15 protein-coding genes and 1 tRNA gene are annotated in these 16,399 nt (G+C 72.3%); 7 read left to right on the top strand and 9 right to left on the bottom strand.

Going from position 1 to position 16,399, the window contains the following annotated elements:
* Positions 1–36: 36 nt before the first annotated feature.
* A tRNA-Lys gene (locus AB0J76_RS32905) sits at positions 37–110 on the bottom strand.
* Positions 111–211: 101 nt separating this feature from the next.
* On the opposite strand from AB0J76_RS32905, the gene AB0J76_RS32900 reads away from it, so the two are divergent.
* The gene (locus AB0J76_RS32900; protein ID WP_352319572.1) at positions 212–1,051 is read left to right on the top strand and encodes a MoxR family ATPase; all 840 of its coding nucleotides are present in this window, start codon (positions 212–214) and stop codon (positions 1,049–1,051) included.
* Positions 1,044–2,423, top strand: a complete 1,380-nt coding sequence (locus AB0J76_RS32895; RefSeq protein WP_352319570.1) for a VWA domain-containing protein — start codon at positions 1,044–1,046, stop codon at positions 2,421–2,423. The genes AB0J76_RS32900 and AB0J76_RS32895 overlap by 8 nt, the downstream gene beginning before the upstream one ends.
* A 6-nt stretch (positions 2,424–2,429) precedes the next feature.
* Here the strand turns inward: AB0J76_RS32895 and AB0J76_RS32890 are convergent, their stop codons facing one another.
* Positions 2,430–3,194, bottom strand: a complete 765-nt coding sequence (locus tag AB0J76_RS32890) for a nuclease-related domain-containing protein (RefSeq protein ID WP_352319568.1) — start codon at positions 3,192–3,194, stop codon at positions 2,430–2,432.
* A gap of 173 nt (positions 3,195–3,367) precedes the next feature.
* Here AB0J76_RS32890 and AB0J76_RS32885 point away from each other — a divergent pair, with 173 nt between their 5' ends.
* Positions 3,368–3,958 carry a TetR/AcrR family transcriptional regulator gene (locus tag AB0J76_RS32885; RefSeq protein WP_352319566.1) on the top strand — a complete coding sequence of 197 codons (591 nt, stop codon included), beginning with the start codon at positions 3,368–3,370 and terminating at the stop codon, positions 3,956–3,958.
* On the opposite strand, the gene AB0J76_RS32880 is transcribed toward AB0J76_RS32885, so the two are convergent.
* From AB0J76_RS32880 to AB0J76_RS32870, 3 genes are read right to left on the bottom strand one after another with little or no spacing between them, the layout of a single operon-like run.
* Positions 3,917–4,972 carry an acyl-CoA dehydrogenase family protein gene (locus AB0J76_RS32880; protein WP_352319564.1) on the bottom strand — a complete coding sequence of 352 codons (1,056 nt, stop codon included), beginning with the start codon at positions 4,970–4,972 and terminating at the stop codon, positions 3,917–3,919. The genes AB0J76_RS32885 and AB0J76_RS32880 overlap by 42 nt on opposite strands.
* Complete coding sequence (locus AB0J76_RS32875) at positions 4,969–6,132, bottom strand: acyl-CoA dehydrogenase family protein (RefSeq protein ID WP_352319563.1); 1,164 nt, start codon at positions 6,130–6,132, stop codon at positions 4,969–4,971. The genes AB0J76_RS32880 and AB0J76_RS32875 overlap by 4 nt, the downstream gene beginning before the upstream one ends.
* The gene (locus AB0J76_RS32870) at positions 6,129–7,331 is read right to left on the bottom strand and encodes an acyl-CoA dehydrogenase family protein (RefSeq protein WP_352319561.1); all 1,203 of its coding nucleotides are present in this window, start codon (positions 7,329–7,331) and stop codon (positions 6,129–6,131) included. The genes AB0J76_RS32875 and AB0J76_RS32870 overlap by 4 nt, the downstream gene beginning before the upstream one ends.
* Positions 7,332–7,438: 107 nt before the next feature.
* Here AB0J76_RS32870 and AB0J76_RS32865 point away from each other — a divergent pair, with 107 nt between their 5' ends.
* The 3 genes from AB0J76_RS32865 to AB0J76_RS32855 all read left to right on the top strand — a co-directional run bounded on the left by AB0J76_RS32865 (position 7,439) and on the right by AB0J76_RS32855 (position 10,730).
* Positions 7,439–8,014, top strand: a complete 576-nt coding sequence (locus tag AB0J76_RS32865) for a GNAT family protein (protein WP_352319560.1) — start codon at positions 7,439–7,441, stop codon at positions 8,012–8,014.
* A gap of 24 nt (positions 8,015–8,038) precedes the next feature.
* Entirely contained in the window at positions 8,039–10,435 is a 2,397-nt protein-coding gene (locus tag AB0J76_RS32860; protein ID WP_352319558.1) for a hypothetical protein, read from the top strand.
* A gap of 169 nt (positions 10,436–10,604) precedes the next feature.
* Positions 10,605–10,730, top strand: a complete 126-nt coding sequence (locus AB0J76_RS32855) for a hypothetical protein (RefSeq protein WP_352319556.1) — start codon at positions 10,605–10,607, stop codon at positions 10,728–10,730.
* A 42-nt stretch (positions 10,731–10,772) separates the two neighbouring features.
* Here AB0J76_RS32855 and AB0J76_RS32850 read toward each other — a convergent pair whose 3' ends face one another.
* Positions 10,773–11,345 (bottom strand): TetR/AcrR family transcriptional regulator, encoded by a 573-nt coding sequence (locus tag AB0J76_RS32850; protein ID WP_352319554.1) that lies wholly within the window; start codon positions 11,343–11,345, stop codon positions 10,773–10,775.
* A gap of 82 nt (positions 11,346–11,427) precedes the next feature.
* Here AB0J76_RS32850 and AB0J76_RS32845 point away from each other — a divergent pair, with 82 nt between their 5' ends.
* Positions 11,428–12,588 carry an FAD-dependent monooxygenase gene (locus AB0J76_RS32845; protein WP_352319552.1) on the top strand — a complete coding sequence of 387 codons (1,161 nt, stop codon included), beginning with the start codon at positions 11,428–11,430 and terminating at the stop codon, positions 12,586–12,588.
* Here AB0J76_RS32845 and AB0J76_RS32840 read toward each other — a convergent pair.
* From AB0J76_RS32840 to secA2, 3 genes are all read right to left on the bottom strand, one after another.
* Positions 12,557–13,522, bottom strand: coding sequence for a DMT family transporter (locus tag AB0J76_RS32840; protein WP_352319550.1), 966 nt, complete (start codon positions 13,520–13,522; stop codon positions 12,557–12,559). The two genes, AB0J76_RS32845 and AB0J76_RS32840, sit on opposite strands and share 32 nt — an antisense overlap.
* A gap of 164 nt (positions 13,523–13,686) precedes the next feature.
* Positions 13,687–14,061 (bottom strand): VOC family protein, encoded by a 375-nt coding sequence (locus AB0J76_RS32835; protein WP_352319548.1) that lies wholly within the window; start codon positions 14,059–14,061, stop codon positions 13,687–13,689.
* Between the two features lie 54 nt (positions 14,062–14,115).
* Positions 14,116–16,266 (bottom strand): accessory Sec system translocase SecA2, encoded by a 2,151-nt coding sequence (gene secA2, locus AB0J76_RS32830; protein ID WP_352319546.1) that lies wholly within the window; start codon positions 16,264–16,266, stop codon positions 14,116–14,118.
* Positions 16,267–16,399 lie beyond the last annotated feature (133 nt).

The following is a 16,399-nucleotide window of genomic DNA, read 5'->3' as shown; positions in this document are numbered from 1 at the left end:
CCCAGCTCAGCGTACTGAACTGGGGCTTTCGTGCGGTGCGCCGCCAGGGACTCGAACCCCGGACCCGCTGATTAAGAGTCAGCTGCTCTAACCAACTGAGCTAGCGGCGCTTGCAGAGAGGAATATACCGGTGATCCGCATGTTGGTCGAATCGACCTGGGTCGAGCTCCTACCGCTAGAATAAAGTTCGGCCTGCAGACAGGGAGCATCGATGTTCGACTCGCCCGCCGACGTGACGGCGCGGCTCGCCGCCGTGGACTACCTCTCCGACGACGCCATCTCCACCTCGGTGTTCCTCGCCGCCGCGCTGGGCAAGCCGCTGCTGGTCGAAGGGCCCGCCGGGGTGGGCAAGACGCAGCTCGCCAAGGCCGTGGCCCAAGCGACCGGCTCGGAGCTGGTCCGCCTCCAGTGTTACGAAGGTCTCGACGAGGCCCGCGCGCTGTACGAGTGGAACTACAAGAAGCAGCTGCTCCGCATCCAGGCCACCAGCGCCGACGACGACATCTTCACCGAGGAGTTCCTGCTCGAACGCCCGCTGCTGAAGGCGATCAGGTCGGCCGCCCCCACCGTGCTGCTCATCGACGAGACCGACAAGGCCGACGTCGAGGTCGAGGGCCTGCTGCTGGAGCTGCTGTCGGACTTCCAGGTCACCATCCCCGAACTGGGCACGATCGCCGCCACCCGCCGGCCGTTCGTGCTGCTGACCTCCAACGCCACCCGCGAGCTGTCCGAGGCGCTCAAGCGGCGCTGCCTCTACCTGCACATCGAGTACCCGACGCCGGAGCGGGAGCGCGACATCGTGCTCGCGCAGGTGCCCACCATCCGCGCCGACCTGGCCGAGCAGCTCGCCAGGACGGTCGCCACCATGCGGGCGCTGGAGCTGAAGAAGGCGCCGTCGGTCGCCGAGACCGTCGACTGGGCCAACACGCTGCTGGCCCTCGGCCGCCAGGAGCTGGACGAGGCGACGGTGGCCGGGACGCTGGGCGTGGTGCTCAAGCACGCCTCCGACCAGACGCGGGCGATCAAGGAGCTGGGGCTGCCGGATGCCTGAGCGCGGATCGCTGGTGGACCGGCATGTCGGTTTCGTGCACGCGCTGCGCGAGGCGGGCCTGCCGGTGTCGCTCGCCGAGGGGCTCGACGCGGCCCGCGCGCTGCGGGTGATCGACCTGAGCGAGCGCGAGTCGCTGCGCGCCGCCTACGCGGCCACGCTGGTCAAGAAGCCGGCCTACCGTCCGGGCTTCGACGTGCTGTTCGACCTGTGGTTCCCGTCGTCCACGACCGGCATGTACGCCCCCCGCCCCGCCGAAGCCCGCCTGGACCCTCAGACGGCCCCGGTGGACGAGCTGCGCGAGCGCCTGGCGGAGCTGCTCACCGGCAGCACGGACAGCGAGCTGCGGGAGTTCGCCCAGGCCATGGTCGAGCGGTTCGGCCGCCAGCAGACCACCGGGCCGGGCCGCCAGAACTGGTTCTCCTACAGCGTCCTGCGCGCCCTGTCCCCCGAGACGCTGATGGCCCGCATCCTGCAGAACGTGCTGGCCGGGCAGGAACGCGGCGGGCTGGCCGAGAAGACCGTGCGGCAGCGCGTCACCGGCAACATCCGGCGGTTCGAGGAGGCCGTGGCCACCGACGTGCGCCGGCGCATCGCCGAGGACTCGGGGATCGAGCGCATCGCCCGCTCGGCCGTGCGCCCGCCGCTCGACCAGATCGACTTCCTCCGCATCACCAGGGCCGACCTGGCCAGGCTGCGCAAGGAGGTCCATCCGCTGGCCAGGCGGCTGGCCGCGCGGCTGACGATCAAGCACAGGAAGGGGCGCAGGGGGCGGCTGGACTTCCGGCGCACCGTACGGGCCTCGCTGCAGAGCGGCGGCGTGCCGCTGACCACGCACTTCAGACCGCCCCGGCCGCACAAGCCGGAGCTGGTCATCCTCTGCGACACCAGCGACTCGGTCTCGTCGTTCGCGCACTTCACGCTGCTGCTGACGTACGCGCTGCGGGAGCAGTTCACGAAGGTGCGGGCGTTCGGGTTCGTGGACAGGGTGGACGAGATCACCCGCTTCTTCGTGCCCGGCGCGGACGTCGTGGAGGCCATGACGCGGCTCGCGAACGAGGCCGACATGTCGCGCTTCGGACGGACGAACTACGGCCACGCCCTACAAGGCTTCGCCGAGCGGCACTCCGACGCCATCGGCCCCAGGACCTCGCTGCTGATCCTCGGCGACGCCCGCTCCAACTACCAGCCGCCGGCCCTCGACGTGCTCAGGCGCCTGACGTCGGGGGCCCGCCACGCCTATTGGCTCAACCCCGAGCCCAGGCAGCAGTGGGACACCGGCGACTCGGTCGCGAGCGAGTACGGCACCGTGGTGGAGATGCACGAGTGCCGCAACGTCGCTCAGCTCACCGCGTTCATCGAGACGCTGGCCTGACGGCGGTCAGACCTTCTGCAGCTCCCTGGCCGCGGTGCGGGCCAGCAGCTCGACCTGCTCGTCGGTGAACACCACGCCGTCGACCGCCTTGATGCGCCTGGCCACCAGGCGCGGCTTGAGCAGCGTGAGCCCCTCCCCGACCACGACGCCGCCGCGCGGCAGCAGCCCGCAGTGGACGGCCAGCATGGGCGAGATCGTGACCTCGATCCCGGTCTCGCGGGTCAGCAGCTCGGCGAAGGCCTCGGCGGTGTCCACCAGCGGTTTGGCCCACTTGGTGCCGTACTTCTCGCTGAAGAACAGCCTGCCGTTGTAGCAGCCGATCTCGGTGTCGGGGCTCCAGGACTCGTTGTCGATGACCCAGATGCCGGTCGGGCCGATCACGAGGTGGTCGATGGAGGCCTGGTCGCGGATCGCGCGGCCGTCGAGCACCTGGTAGCCGCGCCTGGCGAGCTGCCTGCGCAGCAGCCGGCCGGTGATCAGCTCACCGCGCCGGGCGCCGCGCCAGACGGCTGTCGCGCGGAAGGCGCGCCAGTCGATGTACCAGTCGACGGCGGCCACGAGACCGGCGGTGACGGCCCCCCAGAACAGCATGTACTCCGAGCCGAACCGCAGCGCCAGCAGGATGCCGCCCACCGCGCCCACGCCTGCCTTGACGTACCGGGAGCGGCGGCGGTTGGGCGCGTCCTCGCGCCAGAACTTCTCGTACCACCACTGCGGGGATGAGCCTGTGTACTTCTCGTCCTGCTGCACGTAGATAGAGCCACCGGGCACGGCAAACTCCCCGAATGAGTAGAAACCCTCAGGATCTGCCACTCCGAAGATCCCTCGCCGGACGGAGGCATACCCAAGTACGAACCAAGGCGAGCCTAAGGTGACGCAAATAAAACCTGCAAGACCGTCAACCGACCAGTCGGTATGCTATGGCGGGTGACAAGGGGGACGATGTGAAGGAAGAACCCGTTCGGCAGCGGTTGCTCGCCGAGGCGACCCGGCTGTTCGCGGCCCGTGGATTCGAGGGGACCTCGGTCCAGGAGATCGTCCAGGCGGCCGGCGTCACCAAGGGCGCCATGTACCACTATTTTGACTCAAAAGACGATCTGCTGCACGAGATCTACGCCCGCCTGCTCCGCATGCAGATGGACCGGCTGACGCGCATCGCCGACGGCCCCGGCACGATCCGCGAGCGGCTGCACCGGGCCGCGGCCGACGTCGTGGAGACGACGACCGCCAACCTCGACGACTCCAAGATCTTCTTCAGGTCGATGCACCTGCTCGCGACCGAGAAGCAGAAGACCGTGCGCGCCGAGCGCCGCCGCTACCACGAGCGTTTCCGCGACCTGGTGGCCGAGGGGCAGCGCACCGGCGTGCTCAGCGACCGGGTGCCCGCCGAGCTGGTCGTCGACTACTTCTTCGGCTCGGTGCACCACCTGGGCACCTGGTTCCACGCGGACGGGCCGCTGACCGGCGCCCAGGTGGGCAAGCACTTCGCCGACCTACTGCTGAACTCCCTCGGGACCGGGGACGCCGGCGAGTGAGGCCAGCGCCTCCCGATGGTCGCCGGGCGTGCCGAGCGCGATCTCGGTGGCCTTGGCGCGCTTGAGATACAGATGCACGGGATGCTCCCAGGTCATCCCGATCCCGCCGTGGAGCTGCACCGCCTCCTCGGCGGCGTGCACCGCCACCCCCGCGTTCCACGACTGCGCCACCGCGACCGCGATGTCCCCGGGATCGGCGGCCGCGCCGCGGGCGGCGGCCCTGGCCCTGACGACGTCCAGCCAGAGGTCGGCCAGCCGGTGCTTGATCGCCTGGAACGAGCCGACCGGCCGGGCGAACTGGTGGCGCTCCTTGACGTAGGCGAGCGTCGTGTCGAGGCACCACTCGGCCACGCCGACCTGCTCGGAGGCCAGCAGCCCGGCCCCGAACCTCAGCACGCCGGCCAGGTCGCACGCGCCGACGTCGCGGACCTGCGCCCCGGACAGGGTGACGGTGGCGACCGGCCGGGTCAGGTCGAGCGAGGGCACGACCTCCACGGTGGCGCCCTCGGCCTCGTACAGCCTGCCCTCGAAGGGGACGAGGAGCACGTCGGCCACGTCCGCGCCGGCCACGCCGGTGACGGTGCCGGACAGCCGCCCGTCCGCCAGCCGCAGCGACGACCCGCGCCCCGGCCGGTACGGCGAGGCCGCGAACGACACGACCAGCGCCGCCGTCCTGCGTCCTTCGGCCAGCTCGCCGAGCAGGGCGTCACCGGTGGGCAGCAGCGCCTTGGTGGCCAGGACCGCGCTGGTCAGGAACGGCACCGGCGCCACGGCCCGGCCCAGTTCCTCCAGCACGACGGCCGCCTCGCTGGCCGAGGCGCCCGCGCCGCCCAGCTCCTCGGGCACGAGCAGCCCGGCGACGCCGATCTCGCCCGCCAGCGTCTTCCACAGGTCCAGGTCGTAGGGCTGCGACTCGACGCGCCCGAGCACCGCGGCGGGCGGGCAGCGGTCGGCGAGCAGGCCGCGCACGGCCGCCCGCAGCTCCTCCTCGACCTCGGAGTAGAGCAGAGTCATCGCGGCAGGTCCTTCCAGGGCACGTCCTTGTCGACTCGGGGCTCGGAGGGCAGGCCGAGCACCCGTTCGGAGATGATGTTGCGCAGGATCTCGGACGTGCCGCCCTCGATCGAGTTGCCCTTGGCCCGCAGGTAGCGGTAGCCGGGGCCGCGGCCGTAGAAGTCGACGTCCTCCGAGCGGCGGAACGTCCAGTCGTCATAGCCGAGGTCGCGGCGGAGCTCGACGTCGAAGCCGGACAGCGCCTGGTTGAGCTTGGCGAACGACAACTTCATGCCCGAGCCCTCGGGGCCGGGCTGGCCGGCGGCGAGCTGCTCGCGCAGCCGGGCCCCGGACAGGCGGGTGACCTCGGCCTCCACCCACAACGCCAGCAGCCGCTGGTGCAGGTCATGGGTGCGCAGCTCGGGGTGTGCGCGCCAGGCTTCCAGCACCGCGCCGACCATGCCGCCGCCGCGCCGCACGGGTGCGCCGCCGATCGCGACGCGTTCGTTCATCAGCGTGGTCTGCGCGACCCGCCAGCCGTCGCCGACCTCGCCCAGCCGCAGGTCGTCGGAGAGCCGCACGCCGGTCAGGAACACCTCGTTGAACTCGGCCTCGCCGGTGATCTGCCGCAGCGGCCGCACCTCGACGCCGGGGGCGTGCATGTCGCAGACGAAGTACGTCATGCCGCGGTGCTTGGGCACGTCCGGGTCGGTGCGGGTGACCAGGATGGCCCAGCGGGAGTGGTGGGCGCCCGACGTCCAGACCTTCTGGCCGTCGACCACCCACTCCTCGCCGTCGCGGACCGCGCGGGTGGCGAGCGTGGCCAGGTCGGAGCCGGCGCCGGGCTCGCTGAAGAGCTGGCACCAGATCTCCTCGCCGGTCCACAGCGGGCGCAGGAAGCGCCGTTTCTGCTCCGGCGTGCCGAACGCCAGGATCGTCGGCGCGGCCATGCCGAGGCCGATGCCCTGGACGCCGCTGTTGATCTGCGGCGTGCCGGCCAGCTCGTGCTCAACCACCTGCTGCAGCTCCCTGGCCGCGCCGAGGCCGCCGAGCCCTTCGGGGAACCAGACCCAGGCCAGCCCGGCGTCGAACCTGGCCCGCAGGAACTCCAGCCGGTCCCCCTCGGGGTCGTGCTCGCCGAGGAACGCGCGCACGCGCTCCTTGATCTGCGCTTCGTTCACATGAACCTCTTCAGCTCGCGATGGGCCAGGGACCGCTTGTGCACCTCGTCGGGGCCGTCGGCCAGACGCAGGGACCGGGCGCCCGCCCAGAGCGCGGCCAGCGGGAAGTCCTGGGAGACGCCGCCCGCGCCGTGCACCTGGATGGCCTTGTCCAGGATCCATTCGACGGTGATCGGGGTGGAGATCTTGATGGCCTGGATCTCGGTGTGGGCGCCCTGGTTGCCCACGGTGTCCATCAGCCAGGCGGTCTTGAGCACGAGCAGGCGCAACTGCTCGATCCTGATGCGGGACTCGGCGATCCAGTCCTGGACCACGCCCTGCTGGGCGACCGGCTTGCCGAACGCCGTCCTGGCCAGGGCCCGCCGGCACATCAGCTCGACCGCGCGCTCGGCCATGCCGATCAGGCGCATGCAGTGGTGGATGCGGCCGGGGCCGAGCCTGGCCTGCGCGATGGCGAAGCCGCCGCCCTCCTCGCCGATCAGGTTCTCGACCGGTACGCGCACGTCCTCGAAGATCACTTCGGCGTGGCCGCCGTGGTCGGCGTCGGTGTAGCCGAAGACGTGCATGCCGCGCTTGACGTGCAGCCCCGGGGTGTCGCGCGGCACCAGGACCATGCTCTGCTGCCGGTGCTTGGGCGCGTCGGGGTTCGTCTTGCCCATGACGACGAAGATCTTGCAATTGGGGTTCATCGCGCCGGAGATGAACCACTTGCGGCCGTTGATGACGTACTCGCCGCCGTCGCGGACGATCGAGGTGGCGATGTTGGTGGCGTCGGAGGAGGCGACGTCGGGCTCGGTCATCGCGAAGGCCGACCGGATCTCGCCGTCGAGCAGCGGGCGCAGCCACTCCTCGCGCTGCCACTGGCTGCCGAACATCGCCAGCACTTCCATGTTGCCGGTGTCGGGGGCGGCGCAGTTGGTGGCGGTGGGGGCGATGCTGGGGCTGCGGCCCATGATCTCGGCCAGCGGGGCGTACTGGAGGTTCGTCAGGCCGGCGCCGTGCGCCCCGGGCAGGAACAGGTTCCACAGGCCGCGCTTCCTCGCCTCGTCCTTGAGGTCGTCGAGCAGCGGTGGCGGGCTCCAGCCGGCGGCCGCGGCCTGCTCCTCGAAGGCGGGCTCGGCCGGATAGACGCATTCGTCCATGAAGCGGAGCAGGCGCTCGCGCAGGTCCTCGGTGACGGTGTCGAAGGCGAAGTCCATGCCGGTGAGCCTACCGACCGGCCGGTATGGATGTCGACAGGTGGTTCCCCGCAAAAAGGGCCAGGTGGCCGTCAACCTGCGACGGGACCGCCGCCTATCGTGGCGGCATGACCGCCAAGCTGCCCGCGCCCGTGGTGCTGGAGAACGACGTCGTGCGCCTAGAGCCGCTCACCCTGGAACACGTCCCCGACCTGTTCGCCGCCGGCGGCGGGGACGACGAGCTGTGGCGCTGGCTGCCGATCGCCACCCCGCGCACCGAGGAGGACCTGGCCAGGACCGCCCGCGCGCTCATCGGCGACGACCAGCACGTGCCGTTCGCGGTGATCCCCAAGGAGACCGGACGGCCGGGCGGCTGGACGACCTACATCGACGTGCCCGGCTTCGACGACAGCGTCGAGATCGGCTGGACCTGGTACGGCCGCGCCCACTGGCGCACCGCGGTGAACACCAACTGCAAGCTGCTGCTGCTCGACCACGCCTTCGGACTCGGGTTCAACCGGGTCCTGCTCAAGACCGACGTGCTGAACCTGCGCTCCCAGGCCGCCATCCGGCGCATCGGCGGCGTGCACGAGGGAACCCTGCGCCGCCACCGCAGAAGGCCCGACGGCACCTGGCGCGACACGGTCTATTTCGGCATCCTCGAAGAGGAATGGCCGGAGCACCGGGCTCGACTGAACCGCTGAACGGAAGGCGGCATCTAATCCCGCATGACTGATCGGCTGGGAGGCTACTGGCTCGGCGCCCGGCTCGACGGCGGCGGGCGGACCACCGTCCGCGAGGCCTACGACGAGTCGGGCGGTCGCCATGCCCTCCACCTGCCAGGACCGGGCGCGTACGCGACGGTCCCGCAGGTGCGCTCGGTGCACGCGGCGCGACTGGTCGAGGCGTGCCCGCAGGGCGATCCGCCGTACCTGGTCAGCGAGTACATCGAGGGGCCGACGCTGCGCCAGGTCGTCGAGCGGCACGGCCCCTTCGCCGGTGACGACCTCTACCGCCTGGCCGCCGCCACGGCCACCGCGCTGGCCGCGGTGCACGAGGCGGGGGCGGTGCACGGGTCGCTCACGCCCGACAAGATCATCTTAGGCGTCGAGGGGCCGCGCCTGGTGGGGCTGGGGCTGGCCGACGCCGAGGCCGGGCCGGCGGACGACGTCCAGGCGTGGGGGCGCGTCCTGCTGTTCGCCGCGTACGGGCTCACCGAGCGATTAGGCAACGGGGAGCGCCTCGACCGGCTGTTACGCGGCCTGGTCGCCGCCGCGCTCCACGACGACCCCGAGCGGCGTCCGGACGCCCGCCACCTGCTCATGTCCCTGCTCGACGCCCCGCAGTCCCAGCTCGGCCGCCTGCTGCCGCCGGAGCCGGTCGACGACCCGCCGCTCGGCGTCCGCGCCGAGGCCATCTACCTCCAGCTCTGCCGGGCGGACCAGGATCTGGTGCCCGAGGTCTTCCTGCGCCTGGTCGGGCTCGACGAGTCCGGCGGCGACACCGTGGCCCCCGCCCTCCGTGACGACCTGGTCGCCGGACGCGCCCCCGACGAGGTGGCCGCGATCGACCGGGTGCTGGAGGCGTACGGGAAGGCCGGGATCCTGACGATCGGCGACCGGGGATCCCTCACGATCACGTACACGGCGTTGCTGCGGGCCTGGCCGCGCCTGCACGAGTGGCTGGACGGCGAGCGGGAGGGCCTGGCCGTGCACCGGGAGCTGGCCAGGGTGGCGCGCGCCTGGGAGGCGGGCGGGCGCCGCGAGTCCGACCTCTACCAGGGCGAACCCCTCGACCAGGCGATGGCATGGGCGGCCGGCGGGCGGCGGCGGGTCACCCTGAGCCCCGGCGAGCAGACCTTCCTGGACGAGGCCCTCGCGCGGGCCCGCGGCGGCGCGCGCAGGCGGCGGCGGCTCATGGTCGGGCTGCTGTCGGGCCTGTTGTCGGTCGCGCTGCTGGCGGCGCTGCTCGCGGTGTGGCAGCGCGGGGCCGCCGAAGGGCGGCTGGAGCAGGCGATGGCCAGGGTCGCCGCGTCGCGGGCCGAGGCGCTGCGGGTGGCCGATCCGGTGACCGCGCGCCGGCTGAGCCTGGCGGCCTGGCGGCTGGCCCGGGTGCCGCAGGCGCGGCGGGCGCTGACGGCGGCGGCCGCCGACCCGGCCGTGGACGTCTTCACCGACCCGCAGGCCGGGCCGCGCTCGCTGTACGCGATCAGCGACGACGGCTCCCGGCTGGCCGCGCTGACCGACGACACGGTACGCGTCTACGACGTCCCCGGGCACCGGCGGATCGCCGAGACGGCCGGTCCCGAGCAGAGCGTGCGGGCGATGGCCTGGTCCCCCGACGGCCGCACGCTGGCCTTCGTCGGCGTGGACCGGTCGTACCTGTGGGACACGGCGTCGGGGCAGGGCGTGGGGCCGCCGTTCGGGAGGGGGCTGGGCGCGCCGGGCGAGCAGTCGGCGTGGTTCAGCCCGGGCGGCGGGCTGCTGTTCGCGGCGGCCCGGCAGTCGGGCGAGCGGTGGGCCTGGGACCTGCGGGCCCGCCGGGCGGCCTTCGTCGGCGAGTACGCGGTGGCCGGCCCCGGTGACCGGGTGGCGCTGACGTTCGACGGCCGGCGCTCGGCGATCAGGCGCGGCGACCGCGTCACGCCCGCGCCGTGGCTGGACCGGATGCCGTGGGAGTACACGACGTTCGCGCCGGACGGCGAGCGGGTGGCCATCGCCGAGGAGACCGGCATCCAGATCTACGACCTGGACGGCGTGCCCGTGCTCGGCACCCGGCTGCGGCCCTCCCCCGGCCACCTGCGCTTCAGCCCGGACGGCCGGCTGCTGGCCGGGACGGACAACGACCGGGTGCGGGTGTGGCGCGTCCCCGACCGCGTGTTGCTGGCCGAACGTCAGGTGCCGGTGGGCGGCGCGGACCGGCCGGCGCGGGCGGTGCTGGCCGGCGACGGGCGTACGGCCCGCGTGCTGGCCGCCGGCGGGACGGTGCTCACGCTGGACCTGGCCCGCTCGCCCGCGGCCGGCGACCCGGCGTCGGCGGTGTGCGCCCGCTACGGGGGCCTGTCGGCCGCGGACTGGGCCCGGCACCTGCCCGAGGTGCCCTACCGACCGACCTGTCCCGGCTGACGGCGGCTGATCCCGGCTGACCGCTGCCGATTCCGGCTGATCACGGCGTTACGCGAATTATTCTCGAATTCGTTGCGTGGATCTTGAACCAACCCCCTTGCCGGGCACGTAACTGTAGTCATACGGTCACCGTGAGCTGTTGGTCGAAGAGAAGGAGAGTTCCCCCCGTATGGGCAGGCATGAGGCACCCCCCAAGGACGAGTCGCCGGAGGCCGAGTCCGGCGCGGCCGACGGCCACCGGGAGCCTCGCGGCAAGCACGCGAGGGACGGCGAGGACACGGGCGGCGAGAAGTAGGCCGCCCGAGGCCACGCACGGCCGACACGGGCGCCGGCGGTCCTATCCGCCGGCGCCCTCGTCACGCAGCATGCCGGTCAGCAGGTCGCGCAGCGCGAGGGTGAGCTCCTTCACGGTGGGCACGGAGCCCGCGCCCGCGATCGCGTCGAACATCAGCCCCTCGCCGAAGGCCACGAGCTGGCGGGCGTGGCGCGCCGGGTCCTTCGACCCCAGGGCGGCCAGCATGGCGGGCGCCGGGTCGCGGAAGTGGCGGCCCGCCCGGTTGTAGATCTCGCGCAGTTCCGGACGCCTGGTGGCCTCCAGGGCCAGCTCGTAGCGGGCCAGGGTGCGCCTGCGGTCGTCGAGCTGCACGCGCACCGCCTCGGCCAGCCGGGCGGGCAGGTCGTCGAGGGTGAGCGCCGCCGGCTCGTACGCGATCGCCATGGCCTTCATCTCCAGCTCGGTGAGCCGGGACAGGGTCAGCTCCAGCAGCGCGGCCCGGGTGCGGGCCAGGTTGGAGGTGGATCCGGGCGGCAGCCCGGCCGCCTCGTCCACGGCGCGGTGGGTGAGGCCGCGCATGCCCCGCTCGGCCAGCAGGGTGATGGCCGTGTCGGCGACGGCGTCGGCTCGTTTCACGGACCGAATACTACAGGGGTAGTGCGAGCGAACTACAGGTGTAGTACGCTCGCACTACAGACGTAGTAACCGAGGAGGCGTCATGCCCAAGGCTGTGGTGATCGGTGGCGGCATCGGAGGGCTGGCCTGCGGCGTGGCCCTGCGCCGCAAGGGGTGGGAGGTGAGCGTCCTTGAGCGGGCGGCCGCCGTCGAGCCCGTCGGGTCGGGGCTGGCGGTCGCCGCCAACGCCCTCAAGGCGCTCGACACGCTGGGATTGGGCGACCGGGTGCGCGAGCTCTCCACGGTGGAGGGGCCGCTCGGCGTGCGGCGGCCGGACGGCCGCTGGCTGACGCGCACCACGACCGACCACGCCGACGCCCGGTACGGGGACTCGGTGGTGGTCATGCTGCGGGCGACCCTCATGGACGTGCTCGCCGGCGCGCTGGACCCGGGCGTCCTGCGGCTGGGCGTCACCGTGACGGGCGTGGACGCCGAGCGCGGGATCGTGCGCACGGACGCGGACGAGATCGAGGCGGACCTCGTCGTGGGCGCCGACGGCATCCGCTCGGCGACCCGGCGGGCGCTCTTCCCCGGCCATCCGGGACCGGTGTACTCGGGAGTGACGGCGTGGCGGGCGCTCGTCCCGCGGAACGGGCTGGAGATCCCCCGGTCGGAGAGCTGGGGCAGGGGGCTGGTGTTCGGCGTCCACCAGCTCACCGACGACCTGGTCTACCTGTACGCCACCGACCTGTCACCCGCCGGCGCCGCCCACGGGGACGAGCGGGAGGAGCTGCTGCGCAGGTTCGGCGGCTGGCACGAGCCGATCCCGGCGCTGCTGCGGGCCGCCGACCCCGCCCGGATCATCCGCAACGACGTCCACTACCTGAGGACGCCGCTGCCCGCCCTGCACCGGGGCAGGGTGGCGCTGGTGGGCGACGCGGCCCATCCGATGACCCCGAACCTGGGCCAGGGCGCCTGCCAGGCGCTGGAGGACGCCGTGGTGCTCGCGCACGTGGCGGACGGCGACCTGGCCGCCTACACCGCGGCCCGGCTGGCGCGCACGTCGGACGTCGTGCGGCGGTCGATGACGATCTGCCGGGTCACCAAGCTGCGCAACCCGCTCGCGGTACGGCTGCGCGACCTCGCGGTGACCGTGGCGGGCCGGCTCAGCCCGGAGCTGATGCTGCGTTCGATGGACGACGTGCTGGCCTGGCGTCCGCCGGTGGCGGCGGTCACTGACCGGACGCGGGCCGCCGACCGGTGACCGCGCCCTCGGAGGCCGTCTCGGAGGCCGTCCCGGACGCCTTGGTTGCCGCCTCGGCGGCCACCGTGGCGGAGGTCAGCACCGGGGGGACGGGAGCGGGGGCCGGGGCCGGCTTGGAGTGGTCGGGGGTGAGGCGGCCGAGGGTGATCGTGCCGCCGATGGTCAGCGCCCCGGCCAGCAGGGCGGGGATCGCCGTGGACGGGCTGGCGGGCAGCGGTTCGCCGAGCAGGATCGCCCCCGCCAGCACCGAGGTGATCGGGTCGATGACCTGGACGCCGGCGTAGGCGATGCCGAAGTAGCCGACCGCGTACGAGCGCTGGAGCAGCACCACCGCGCAGACCAGCAGCACCGGCACGGCCAGCGTGAACCAGTGGATCAGCCGCCCCCAGTCGCCCTCCAGCCCGCCGCCGACCACCCGCACGAACGTCGAGACGCTCGCCGTCACGACGCCGGCGCCCACCGACAGCAGCAGCGCCCGCGCGGGCCCGTGGAAGCGCCGCGCGAGCACCTGCGACACCAGCGCGATCGCCGCGATGACGCCCAGGAAGGCGAGCGCGGCGCCGCTGCTCAGCCGGGGCGTGACGTTGTGCTGGGGCACCAGCAGCATGAGCCAGAGCAGGCCCACGGCCACGGCGATCGAGCCGAGGATCTCCGCCCGGTACGGCCTGCGCCCGTACATGAAGGCGGCCAGCGGCACCGCGAACACCAGGGTGGCCACGCTGATCGGCTGCACGGCCACCAGCGGCGCGAAGCTGAGCGCCACGGCGTGCAGGCACGCCCCGGTGAAGCCGATGACGCCGCCGATCCACCAGCGGGGGCGCCGGACCAGCTTGAGCGAGGCGCCCGCGGCCACGGCCTCGTACTGTTGGAGGGCGGCGCCGAGCGCGTATCCCAGCGCTCCGGCCAGCGCGATGAGCAGTCCGATCCAGGTCATCGGCGCCCACGCAGGGGCAGGGGTCCGTGCAGGAGCATTGCTCCAGCTTAAGAGCCGAGCGGAGCACTACCATCATTCTTTAGGCTGATAAATCGCCCAATTGGGGCTGCCACCTGCAGGAACTTGTGGCTGATCCTTGAGCCCCCGCGGGGGCGTCGCGGGGCCTACGATTGCTCGGGCACCACGCAGAACAGGTGGCCCTCCGGGTCCTGCAGCACGATCCAGCGCGTGCCCTCCTCGGTGACGCCCGGCTGAAACTCCGGCTTGACCGCCCCGAGCGCGGTGTACTCCTCGACCGCCTTGTCCAGGTCGGGCACGCGGAAGTCGAGATGGAACTTCTTGTCGGCGCTGGGCCACTCGCCCGGCTTGTAACCGGGGACACGGCCGAAGTAGATGTTCGTGGACCCGTCGCCGATCGCCGCGTACTCCTCCTCCGAGTACTGGATCTCGAAGCCGGTCACCTCGTGGTAGAAGGCGGCCAGCTTCCGGGGGTCGTCGCAGTCGATGGTGAAGGCGATGAGCTTGGCTTTCGTCGTCATGCGTCCATTCTGTCGGGCGTACCTGTCATCTTCTGTCAGGTACGCCCGGCGGGTTCAGCCGCGGCGCGTGGCGGCGGTCACCCGCTTGAGGATCCGGTCCCATTCCGTGCCGAACGGGTTGTCCTGCACCAGGTACGTCCAGGTGGCCGACGGGCGCTTGAGGTCGGGCTCGGGGGCCTCGAACGACTCCAGCGAGCGGCGTTCGACCTCGGCCTGCAGCGCCTTGTACTCGGCCACGGCCTCCCGCTGGAACTCGTCGACCGGGCTCATCCGGCCCAGCGCGCGCAGGTGGATGCCCTCGCGCAGGTCGTTGAGGAAGGCCAGGTGCTCGGTCCAGCAGGTGTCGATGGCGTGCAGGACGATCTGGCGGGCCGTCTCGTCCCTGGTGTCCTCGGGCAGCTCGGCCCAGCGCTCGGGGTCGGCCTCGGCCAGCGCCTTGGCCGCGGCGTCGCCGTGCAGGACCTTGTCGCGCCATTCGAGGATCAGCTCACGCTGGTGTTCCAGCAGGCGGGTGTAGCGCCAGGTGTTGCGGTGGATCTCCAGGTTGACGCCCTCGGCCACCCGCTGGGCGTGGCCCACGATGTACGCGCCGCGCCGGTGGCGCACCAGGCCGTCGGGGTCGGGGGCGGGCGGGCGCTCGTCGGGGACGAACTGGGTGATCAGGTCGTCGGTCATGCTGACGAAGAAGACCGAGCCGCCCGGGTCGCCCTGGCGGCCGGCCCGGCCGCGGAGCTGGTCGTCGAGGCGGCTGCTGGCGTGGCGGCCGGAGCCGATCACGTAGAGGCCGCCGAGCTCGGCCACGCCCTCGCCGAGCCGGATGTCGGTGCCGCGACCGGCCATCTGGGTGGAGACGGTGATCGCGCCGCGCTCGCCCGCCCTGGAGATGATCGTGGCCTCTTCGGCGTCGTTCTTGGCGTTGAGGACGACCGGCTCCATGCCGCGGCGCTGCAGCAGCTTGGCGAGGTTCTCCGACTCGGCCACGTCGAGGGTGCCGATGAGGATCGGCCGGCCCGTCTCGTGCACCTCCTGGATCTCCTCGACCAGCGCGGCGTCCTTGTCGGGGACGGTCGGGTAGATGCGGTCGGGCTCGTCCTGGCGCACGCACGGCCGGTTGGACGGGATGACCGCGACCTTGAGGCCGTAGAACTCGCCGAGCTGCTCGTTGACCGCGACGGCGGTGCCCGTCATGCCGCAGATCTGCGGGTAGCGGCGGATCAGCCCCTGGACGGTGATCGAGTCGAGGATCTCGCCCTTCTCGCTCGGCGGCAGCGCCTCCTTGGCCTCCACCGCCGCCTGCAGCCCGTCGGGCCAGCGCTGCAGCAGCGCCACCCGGCCGCGCGAGGGGTTGATCAGCTGCACCCTGCCGTCGCGCACGATGTAGTCGACGTCGCGGGCGAGCAGCGCGTGGGCGTGCAGGGCGAGGTTGAGCTCGATGAGGGTGCCGGGCTCGTGCTCGTCGTAGAGCTCGACGCCGAGGATGTTCTCGACGCTGTCGGCGCCCTTGGGGGTGAGGTAGACGTTGCGCGCCTGCTCGTCGATCTCGTAGTGGTAGCCGCGGACGAGCGTGCGCACCAGCGCCGCCATCTCCGGCACCGCGCTGCCGGGGTCGGCCGCGCCCGCCATCACCAGCGGCACCCGCGCCTCGTCGACCAGCACGGAGTCGGCCTCGTCGATCAGCGCCACCTCGGGCGCGGGCACCACGATCTCGGCCGGGTCGGTGCGCAGCCGGTCGCGCAACACGTCGAAGCCGATCTCGCTGACCGGCCCGTACGTGACGTCCTTGGCGTAGGCGGCGCGGCGCTCCTCCGGGGTGGAGTTCTGGTCGATCCAGCCCACGCTGACGCCGAGCGCCTCGTAGAGCGGGCCCATCCACTCGGCGTCGCGCCTGGCCAGGTAGTCGTTGACGGACATCACGTGGACGCGCTTGCCCTGCAACGCGTAGCCGGCGGCGGCCATGGCGCCCGACAGGGTCTTGCCCTCGCCGGTCGCCATCTCCGCCACCTTGCCGTCGAGCAGGGCGAGCGTGCCCAGCAACTGCACGTCGTACGGCCGGAGCCCGAGAGTGCGGTCGGCGGCCTCACGCACGACGGCGCAGAACTCGGCCAGATCGTCCATGGCCGGCGTCGGCAGCTCGTCGAGCTTCCCGACGCGGCCGGCGCGCTCTTCGGCCGCCTTGACGATCTTCAGATAGGGGCTCAGGTTCACGCCGCCTGGACGATCCAGGAGGTTTCTGAATATTCCCTTTATCGAGGCCACAGTTCCTCCAACGCACTTTTCGCCAGCGCCGTTCCGTTATGCCGAAATGAGAGAACGGAGCGACGATACGGCAAGCGTCGCC

Origin of the sequence: Nonomuraea sp. NPDC049624 (genome assembly GCF_040675255.1) — a bacterium.
Lineage (GTDB): Bacteria > Actinomycetota > Actinomycetes > Streptosporangiales > Streptosporangiaceae > Nonomuraea.
Note: the sequence above shows the minus strand (reverse complement) of the source record. Positions and strands in the feature narration are given on the sequence as shown.

Excerpts from the sequence above, each read along its gene's own strand:
- AB0J76_RS32865 (WP_352319560.1), top strand. The coding sequence starts at position 7,439 with ATGACCGCCAAGCTGCCCGCGCCCGTGGTGCTGGAGAACGACGTCGTG.
- AB0J76_RS32900 (WP_352319572.1), top strand. The coding sequence starts at position 212 with ATGTTCGACTCGCCCGCCGACGTGACGGCGCGGCTCGCCGCCGTGGAC.
- AB0J76_RS32845 (WP_352319552.1), top strand. The coding sequence starts at position 11,428 with ATGCCCAAGGCTGTGGTGATCGGTGGCGGCATCGGAGGGCTGGCCTGC.
- AB0J76_RS32840 (WP_352319550.1), bottom strand. The coding sequence starts at position 13,522 with ATGACCTGGATCGGACTGCTCATCGCGCTGGCCGGAGCGCTGGGATAC.
- AB0J76_RS32895 (WP_352319570.1), top strand. The coding sequence starts at position 1,044 with ATGCCTGAGCGCGGATCGCTGGTGGACCGGCATGTCGGTTTCGTGCAC.
- AB0J76_RS32880 (WP_352319564.1), bottom strand. The coding sequence starts at position 4,972 with ATGACTCTGCTCTACTCCGAGGTCGAGGAGGAGCTGCGGGCGGCCGTG.
- AB0J76_RS32870 (WP_352319561.1), bottom strand. The coding sequence starts at position 7,331 with ATGGACTTCGCCTTCGACACCGTCACCGAGGACCTGCGCGAGCGCCTG.
- AB0J76_RS32835 (WP_352319548.1), bottom strand. The coding sequence starts at position 14,061 with ATGACGACGAAAGCCAAGCTCATCGCCTTCACCATCGACTGCGACGAC.
- AB0J76_RS32855 (WP_352319556.1), top strand. The coding sequence starts at position 10,605 with ATGGGCAGGCATGAGGCACCCCCCAAGGACGAGTCGCCGGAGGCCGAG.
- AB0J76_RS32860 (WP_352319558.1), top strand. The coding sequence starts at position 8,039 with ATGACTGATCGGCTGGGAGGCTACTGGCTCGGCGCCCGGCTCGACGGC.